The sequence below is a fragment of the Aldersonia sp. NBC_00410 genome (assembly GCF_026342035.1).
Classification (GTDB): Bacteria; Actinomycetota; Actinomycetes; order Mycobacteriales; family Mycobacteriaceae; genus Aldersonia.
The window spans coordinates 1-10,351 of sequence record NZ_JAPENM010000021.1; the positions used below are offsets into that span (position 1 = coordinate 1).

Annotated in this window: 1 protein-coding gene; it reads right to left on the reverse strand. The window is 71.7% G+C overall.

What is annotated here, in order from left to right:
* The coding region (locus OG921_RS26520; protein ID WP_266115551.1) for a non-ribosomal peptide synthetase at positions 1-10,351 on the reverse strand (10,351 nt) is incomplete at both ends.

Here is a 10,351-nt window from a genome sequence, read left to right on the forward strand (position 1 = left end):
CATACACCCGCGTGTTCCACACGGGCGCCCCGATCGGCACCGATTCGACGTCGACCACGGTGACCTCGTGGAAGGTCACATCCACCGCAGCCTCCGTCGGCCCGTACAGGTTGTGCAGCCCCGGCCGCGGCCACAATGCCCGCGCCCGCTGCGCGACTGGACCGCCCAACGTCTCCCCCGAGGCGAACACCCGCCGCAACGACGCCACTGTCCCCGCCGACGGCTCGTCCACGAACGCCGCCAACATCGACGGCACGAAATGCACCGTCGTCACCGCATGCTCGACCATCGTCGCCGCCAATACCGCCGGATCCCTATGCACCTCCGGCGCCGCGATCACCAACCGCGACCCCACCTGCAACGGCCAGAACAACTCCCACACCGACACATCGAAGGTCACCTGCGTCTTCTGCAACACGACATCCGACTCGTCGAGCCGGTACCGGTCCTGCATCCACATCAACCGGTTCACGATCGCCGTATGGGACACCGCCACCCCCTTCGGCCGCCCCGTCGACCCCGACGTGAAGATCACATACGCCGGATGCTGCGCCCGCAACGGCGACACCCGCTCCGCATCGACTACCGGCCCCGCCGGCAACCCCGATACCTCGACCGCATCGACACGCACTACCGGCCGGTCCCCCACCGCCGGCACCTCCACCCCCAGCACCGTCAACACCACCACCGGATCCGCCGTGTCGAGAATGTGCCCCACCCGCTCAGCCGACTGCTGCGTATCCACCGGCACATAGGCCCCACCGGCCTCTAGGACCGCATAGATACCCACCAACATCGCCACCGACCGCGGCACCGCCACCGCGACCAACGACTCCGGGCCCACCCCCCGCGCGATCAGATGCCTTGCCAACCGCCGCACCCGCGCCGCGAACTGCCCGTACGAGAGCACCTCCCCCTCGACCCCGACCACCGCCGGCGACACCCGCGACGCCGCCACCCGCGCCGCGAACAACGACACCAAAGTCGCATCCGGATCCATCCGGTGTTCGGTGTCGTTCCATGTCGCCAGCACCAGTTCGCGTTCGGCCGCATCGAGCACCTCGACGGTGGCCATCACCGCGCCCGGATCGCGGCTCATCGCCCCCAGCACCCGCACCAACCGGGCACCGACCTGCTCCACCCACTCGGGCTCGAACACCGACCGCTGATACAGCAACCGCACCTGCAACCGGTCCCCGGGCACGACCACGAGGGACAGTGGGTAGTGCGGGGCGTCGTTGGAGCCGATGCTGGTGATCTGCATGCCGTCGAGGTCCCCGGCCCGCGCGGACAGGTCGTGGCGGTCGACCGGGTAGGACTCGAACACGGTCAAGGTGTCGAACAGTGCCCCGGTCCCGGCCGCGCGCTGGATGTCGGCCAGCGGCACATGGTGATGCTCGAACAACCGCGCCTGCTCGGTTTGGATGCGTTGCAGCAGAGCCTGAATCGTTTCGCCCGGGTCGAGCCCGACCCGCACCGGGATGGTGTTGATGAACAACCCGACCATCTCTTCGATACCGGGCACCTGTCCCGGGCGCCCCGACACCGTCGCCCCGAACACCACCTCGCTACGCCCGGTCAGCTTGCCCAGCACGAGCGCCCACGCGGTCTGCACCAGCGTGTTCACCGTCACCGACAACCGGCCCGCCAACGCGGTCAGCGCCGCGGTTTCCTGCTCGTCGAGCACCGTGGTCACGGTCGCCGCCCGCTCCTGGGGCCGCGCCGCCATCGGTGCGAGCAGGGTCGGCTCCGCCCCGGCGAGGGCCTGCTGCCACACCGCCACCGACCCGGCCGCGTCCTGCTCGGCCAGCCAGCCCAGATACCGGTGGTAGGACACCACCGGGCCGAGCAGCGCGGTGTCGCCGTGGGTGTAGACGGCGAGCAGATCCCGCAGCACCAACGGCATCGACCAACCATCCAGCAGCACATGGTGATACGAGAACACCAACCGGTACTGCCCCACCCCCGACCCGGCCCCCGCATCGGTGCCGGGGTCGAGGGTGATCAGCCCGAACCGCAGCAACGGCGGATCGGCCAACTCGAACCCCGCCTCGGCATCGGCCGCCAACACCCCCGCCAGCGCCGCCTCCCGCTCCCCACCCGGGGCGGTGGTGGACAGGTCGGCCTCCCACCACGGCACCTCGACCCGGTCGAGCACCACCTGCACCGGGGAATCCGCCCCCTCGGTAACGAACGCGACCCGCAAACTCGCATACCGATCCAGCACCACCTGCGCCGCCGCCCGCAACCGCCCCGCGTCGACCCGCCCCGACAACCCCAGCACCGTCTGCACCGCATACACATCCACCGGTTCACCGGTCGACTCGGTCGGTTCGCCGGCGGCCCAGAGGGCGTGGAAAACCATCCCGGCCTGCAGTGGCGCGGGTGGCCAGACCTGGGCCACGTCGGGGTAGCGCTGGTGCAGGGTGTCGAGTTGGGTTTGGGTCAGCGACACCAGCGGCACGTCCGAGGGGGTCAGCCCGCCCGCATCGGGTTCGGCGGCGTGCGCGGCCAACTCGGCCAGGACGTGCCCCCACAGGTGCGCGAGTTCGGTGACGTCGGTTTCGTCGAGCACTCCGGAGGCGAACCCGAACCGGGCCTGCAGCACCGGCCCGTCCGCGCCGTCCGCGCCGTCCGCGTCGTCGACGACGATGGCGTTGATATCGAGTGCCGCCGCGGCGGCCATGTCCGCCTCCGCAGGCACGGTCAGCGGGCCGAGGGTGTCGGTGGGCAGCCAGTCCCGGGTGTCGAGCATCCGTTGCGCATCCGCCACCGACGCCCGGCCCAGGTAGTTCAGACCGACCTGCGGCGCCCCGGCCGCGGCCAACTCCGCCGCGGTGTCGTCGTTGAGATAACGCAACAATCCGTAGCCGACACCGTGGTCCGGGACCGCCGCCAACAGTTCCTTGACCGCCTTGAGGACCGACCCGACCCCCCCGGCCGGTATCGGCAGGCGCACCGGGAACACCGTGGTGAACCAGCCCACCGTGCGCGACAGATCCGCCCCCGCCACGACCTGCTCGTGGCGGCCGTGACTCTCGAGCTGCACCACCAGCGGGCCCGGATCCAACCCCCGCCCGTGTCGCCACCGCGCCACCGCCACCGCCAGGCCCGCCAACAACCCCGCATCGATCCCGCACCGAAACACCGCCGGCACCCGCGTGAGCACCGCCTCGGTCACCGCCGCCGACACCCTCACCGACACCTCCCGCACGGTGGCCACCGTGTCGACCCGCGGATCCAACCCGCGCGACCCGAACGGGTCCTGCGCGCCGTCGAGCATCGAACGCCAGAACCCGAGCTCACCCACCCGCGCCGGCGCGCTCGCCTGCTCGGCCACCGCGTGCGCCCACCGCCGCACCGAGGTCCCCACCGGCGCCAACACCGGCACCTGCCCTTGCACCACCTGCGCCCACGCCGCCACCAGATCCGGGATCACGATCCGCCACGACACCCCGTCGATGACCAGATGATGCGCGATCAGCACCGCCGCCCCCGGCTCGTGCGGTCCCCGATCCAGCCACACCACCTGCACCATCACCCCCGCCTGCGGGTCCAGCCGCCCCGCCGCCGCCACCACCGCCGCCTGCGCCAACTCCCGCACCCGCCCCGGCGCACTGCCGGCCGGCACCGCCACCCGCGACACCCACGACCCCACCGCCACCGCGTCGGACGCATCGATGCGCACCACCCACCCGTCGCCGTCACGGACCAGCCGCGACCGCCACGCATCATGACGCGCGGCCACCGCCGCGACCGTGGCCACCACCTGCTCCCCGACCGCCCCCGCCGGCACCTGCACCACCATCGACTGGGTGAACCGCGTATAAGGACCGCGCTCGAGCATCCACCGCTCCACCGGCAACAACGGCCGCACACCCACCCCCGCCCCCGCCAACTCCTCGAGCACCGGCCCCATCTCGCCCGATCCGGCCACCGCCGCCAGCGCCGCGACCGTGCGCGCCTCGAACAACTGCCGCGGCGACACCACCACACCGCGCTCCCGGGCCCGCGCCACCACCTGAATCGACATGATCGAATCCCCACCCAGAGCGAAGAAATCGTCCTCGACCCCGACCCGGTCGATCCCGAGGACCTGCGCGTACACCTCCGCCAGCAGCTGCTCCACCGGGGTCGACGGGGCCCGGTAGCGCTGTTCGTCCGGTTGGAACACCGGCTGCGGTAGCGCTGCCCGATCCACCTTCCCCGACCCGGTCACCGGCCACGCCTCGAGCACCACGACCTGGGCGGGCACCATGTACTCCGGCAGCACCGCCGCCACCGCGGCGCGGACCGCGTCCGGGTCGACCACCGTGTCGGCCGCAGCCACGACGTACCCGACCAGCACCGGCTGCCCCGACGGGCCTTCGCGCACCGTCACGACCGCCGAGTCGACCGCCGGCTGCGCCGCGAGTGCGGCTTCGATTTCGCCGAGCTCGATCCGCAGGCCGCGGATCTTGACCTGGAAATCCGCGCGCCCGACATACTCGAGCTGCCCGGACTCGCCCCACCGCACCAAATCCCCGGTCCGATACATCCGCTGCCCCGACCCCCCGAACGGGACCGCCACAAACCGCGCCGCGCTCAACCCCGCCCGACCCCGATACCCCCGCGCCAGCTGCACCCCCGCCACATACAACTCCCCCACCACCCCCACCGGCACCGGCGCCAACCACCCATCCAGCACCACCACCGCCGTGCCCCGCACCGGACCCCCGATCGGCGCCGGGCCACCGGGCGCCAACGCCGCCGACACCGCCACCGCCACCGTCGCCTCGGTCGGGCCGTACAGGTTGTGCATCGACCGGCCCGGCGCATACCCCGCCACCACCGACCCCGGCACCGCCTCCGCCCCGCACAACAACCAGCGCACCGACCCCAACCCCGCCGGCGGCACCGTCGCCAACACCGTCGGGGTCAGGAAGGCATGCGTGACCCGCTCGCGGGCGATCAACTCACCCAGCTCCGGCCCGCCCCGCACCGCCGCCGGCGCCACCACCACCGTCGCGCCCGCCCCGAACCCGAGCAGCAACTCGAGCACCGCCGCATCGAAACTCGGCGACGCCACATGCAACACCCGCGACCCCGCACCCACCCCGAACCGCTGCACCAACTCCGCCGCGAAGTTGCCCACCCCGCGATGCGGCACCACCACACCCTTCGGTCGCCCCGTCGTGCCCGAGGTGTAGATCACATACGCCGGATGCTCGAGCCGCACCCGCCCACCCCGCTCCACATCGGTCACCGGCGCCGCCGACCCGCCCCCGGGCACCGGCGCATCCAGCAGCAACCACGGCACCGACCCCGGCAGCGTCTCGACCTGCCCGGCCACCGCGAACCCGGCCACCGCACCCGAATCGGCCAGCAGATAAGCGATCCGCTCACCCGGCAAACCCGGATCCACCGGCACGAACGCCGCCCCCGCCTTGGCCACCGCCCACACCGCCACCACCCACTCCACCGACCGCGCCACCGCCACCGCCACCACCGACTCCGGCCCGGCACCTTGGTCGAGCAACACCCGCGCCCACCGGTTCGACACCGCATCGAGCTCCCCATACGACAGCGACCGCGACCCACACACCACCGCCACCGCCGACCGATCCCGCCCCGCCGCCGCCACCAACAACTCCGGCAAACTCGCCCCCACCGACCCCGCCGCCCCCCGCACCGACACCAACCGCGCCCGCTCCTCCGCGTCGAGCACCTCGATCCCGGCCACCGCCGCGCCCGGATCGGTGACCATCGCCGCCAGCACCCGCACCAACCGCGCGGCGACCTGCTCCACCCACAACCCCTCGAACACCGCCGGCTGATACAACACCCGCAACTGCAACCGGTCCCCCGGATCGATGACCACCGTCAACGGATAATTCGTTCCCGACGTGCCCCCGACCGAGGTGAGCTCCATCCCCTCGATCGCCCCGAGCCGGGCGGCCAGCGCATCCCGATCCACCGGGTAGGACTCGAACACGGTCAGGGTGTCGAACAGGGTTCCGACCCCGGCCGCGCGTTGAATGTCGGCCAACGGCACATGGTGATGCTCGAACAACCCCGCCTGCTCACCCTGCACCCGCCCCAGCAGGGCCTCGATGGACTCGGCCGGGTCGAGCCCGACCCGCACCGGGATGGTGTTGATGAACAACCCGACCATCTCTTCGATACCGGGCACCTGCGCCGGGCGCCCCGACACCGTCGCCCCGAACACCACCTCGCTACGCCCGGTCAGCTTGCCCAGCACGATCGCCCACGCGGTCTGCACCACCGTGTTCACCGTCACCGACAACCGGCCCGCCAACGCGGTCAACGCAGCGGTGTCACGCTCGTCGAGCCCCGCCGCCACCGTCCCCGCCCGCTCCTGGGACCGCGCCCCCACCGGCGCCAGCAGCGTCGGCTCCGCCCCCGCCAGCACCTCCCGCCACACCGCCACCGACCCCGCCGCGTCCTGCTCGGCCAGCCAGCCCAGATACCGGCGGTAGGACACCACCGGCCCCAGCCCCTCGCCATCCCCGCCGGCATACACGCTCAACAGATCCCGCAGCACCAGCGGCATCGACCAACCATCCAGCAGCACATGGTGATACGAGAACACCAACCGGAACTCCCCCGCCCCCGACGCGGTGCCCGAATCGACGGTGACCAGCCCGAACCGCAGCAGCGGCGCGGTGTCCAGCTCGAACCCGGCCTCCGTATCGCGCTCGAGCAGTTGTGTCAGCGCGGCGTCCCGCTCTCCACCCGCGGCCACGGTGGACAGGTCGGCCTCCCACCACGGCACCTCGAGCCCGTCGCACACCACCTGCACCGGGGAATCCACCCCGTCGGTAACGAACGCCACCCGCAGGCTCGCATACCGGTCCAGCACCGCCTGCGACGCCGCCCGCATCCGGGCCGCGTCGACCCGCCCCGACAACCCCAGCACCGTCTGCACCGCGTACACATCCACCGGCTCACCGGCCGACTCGGTCGGTTCGCCGGCGGCCCACAGGGCGTGGAAAACCATCCCGGCCTGCAACGGCGCGGGCGGCCATACCTGCACTACTCCCGGGTAGCGCCGTTCGAGCGCCGCGCACTGCTCGGGCGGCAGCGTCGGCAGCGGCATCTCGTCGAGCCGGCGCGCCACCTCCTCGACCGCCTCGACCGCCTCGACCGTGGCTGCCGCCGCCAGGGCCGCGACCGTGCGCGCCTCGAACAACTGCCGCGGCGACACCACCACGCCGCGCTCCCGGGCCCGCGCCACCACCTGAATCGACATGATCGAATCCCCACCCAGGGCGAAGAAATCGTCGTCGACCCCGACCCGGTCGATCCCGAGGACCTGCCCGAACACACCCGCAAGCGACTGCTCGACCGGGGTCGAGGGCGCCCGGTAGCGCTGTTCGTCCGGTTGGAACACCGGCTGCGGTAGCGCTGCGCGGTCCAACTTCCCGTTGCTCGTCACCGGCCACGCCTCGAGCACCACCACTTGGGCCGGGACCATGTACTCCGGCAGCACCGCCGCCACCCCCGCCCGCACCGCCCCCGGCTCGACCACCATGTCCGCCGCGGGCACCACATACCCCACCAGCACCGACTGCCCCGACGAGCCTTCCCGCACCGTCACGACCGCCGAGCCCACCGCCGGTTGCCCCGCGAGCGCGGTCTCGATCTCGCCCAACTCGACCCGCAACCCCCGGATCTTGACCTGGAAATCCGCGCGCCCCACATACTCGAGCTCCCCGGACTCGTTCCACCGCACCAAATCCCCGGTCCGATACATCCGCTGCCCCCAACCCCCGAACGGGACCGCCACAAACCGCGCCGCGCTCAACCCCGCCCGACCCTGATACCCCCGCGCCACCTGCACCCCCGCCACATACAACTCCCCCACCACCCCCACCGGCACCGGCGCCAACCACCCATCCAGCACATAGACGCCCAGCCCCGCAATGGGGCGACCCACCACACTCGCCCCGGTGCTACCGACCATCGCCGCGTCGAGCTCGACATGGGTGACGTGCACCGTGGTTTCGGTGATCCCGTACATGTTCACCAACCGCGGCCCCACCGATCCATGCCGGCCGAACCATGCCGCCACCCGCCGCGGATCCAGCGCTTCCCCACCGAAAACCACCCACCGCAGCGCCAGCGCAGGCACCCCCGGCTCCTCGCCGGCTGCGCTGTCGGCCGCCTCGAACAACGCGAACGCCGACGGGGTCTGCGACAGCACCGTCACCCGCGCGTCGGCCACCAAACGGCGGAACCGGTCCGGGGACCGCGAAGTCTCCCAGTCGACCACCACCAACACCCCGCCGTGCACCAGCGGCCCCCACAACTCCCACACCGCGAAATCGAACGCGAAACTGTGAAACATCGACCACACATCGGTCGCGTCGAACCCGAAAAAAGTGTCGGTGTTATCGAACAGGGCGACCACCGATCCATGCGGAACCTGCACCCCCTTGGGTCGACCCGTCGACCCGGAGGTGTAGATCACATACGCCAGATTCGACGCGCGCAGCGGAGCCGCGCGCTCCGCATCCGCGACCGGCCCACCCGACACCCCCGACATCTCCATCTCGCCCAGACACAGCACCGGCACCGACGTCGACACCCCGGCCAGATCCTCGCGACCGCGCACCACCACACAGACCGGGTCGGCATCGTCGAGAACGAAGGCAATCCTGTCCCCCGGATACCGCGGATCCAACGGCAGATACCCACCACCGGCCGCCGCCACCGCCAACGCAGCCACCACCAAGTCCTCGGACCGCGGCAGCACCACCGCCACCACCGAATCCGGCCCCACCCCACGCGCGATCAGCACCCGCGCCAGACGATAAACCCGCCCCGACAACTGCCGATACGTCAACGACGCGTCGCCGCACACCACCGCGACCGCGTCCGCATACTCCCGCGCCCGCTCGTCGAACCGCCCGATCAGAGTGTCTCCGATCAGAGTGTCTCCGACGCCGACCTTCCCCGGCACGCAACCCTGTTCCAGCACCAGTTCACGCTCGGCCGCGTCGAGCACCTCGATCCCGGCCACCACCGCGCCCGGATCGGTACTCATCGCCGCCAGCACCCGCACCAACCGCTCGGCGACCCGCTCCACCCACAACCCCTCGAACACCGACCGCTGGTGCAGCAACCGCACCTGCAACCGCTCCCCGGGCACGACCACCAGCGACAACGGGTAGTGCGGGGCGTCGTTGGACCCGACCGCGGTGATCTGCATGCCGTCGAGGTCCCCGGCCCGCGCGGACAGGTCGTGGCGGTCGACCGGGTAGGACTCGAACACGGTCAAGGTGTCGAACAGTGCCCCGGTCCCGGCGGCGCGTTGAATGTCGGCCAACGGCACCTGGTGATGCTCGAACAACCCCGCCTGCTCGGTCTGGATGCGTTGCAGCAGAGCCCGAATCGTTTCGGCCGGGTCGAGCCCGACCCGGACCGGGATGGTGTTGATGAACAACCCCACCATCTCTTCGATACCGGGCACCTGTCCCGGGCGCCCGGACACCGTCGCCCCGAACACCACCTCGCTACGCCCGGTCAGCTTGCCCAGCACGATCGCCCACGCGGTCTGCACCACGGTGTTCGGCGTCACCGACAACCGGCCCGCCAACGCCGTCAGCGCCGCGGTTTCCTGCTCGTCGAGCACCGTGGTCACGGTCGCCGCCCGCTCCTGGACTTGGGCCCCTACCGGCGCGGGGGCGAGCAGGGTCGGCTCCGCCCCGGCGAGGGCCTGCTGCCACACCGCCACCGACCCGGCCGCGTCCTGCTCGGCCAGCCAGCCCAGGTACCGGTGGTAGGACACCACCGGGCCGAGCAGCGCGGTGTCGCCGTGGGTGTAGACGGCGAGCAGATCCCGCAGCACCAGCGGCATCGACCAGCCGTCGAGCAGCACATGGTGATAGGAGAACACCAACCGGTACTGCCCCACCCCCGACCCGGCCCCCGCATCGGTGCCGGGGTCGAGGGTGACCAGCCCGAACCGCAGCAGCGGCGCCCTCGCCAGCTCGAACCGCGCCTCGGCATCGCGCTCGAGCAGTTGTGTCAGCGCGGCGTCCCGCTCCCCACCCGCGGCCACGGTGGACAGGTCGGCCTCCCACCACGGCACCTCGACCCGGTCGAGCACGACCTGTACCGGGGTCTGGACCCCGTCGGTGACGAACGCGACCCGCAGGTTCGCATACCGGTCCAGCACCGCCTGCGCCGCCGCCCGCAACCGGCCCGCATCGACCCGCCCCGACAACCCGAGCACCGTCTGCACCGCATACACATCCACCCCGGTCGACTCGGTCGGTTCGCCGGCGGTCCACAGGGCGTGGAAAACCATCCCGGCCTGCAGTGGCGCGGGTGGCCACACCGCCAC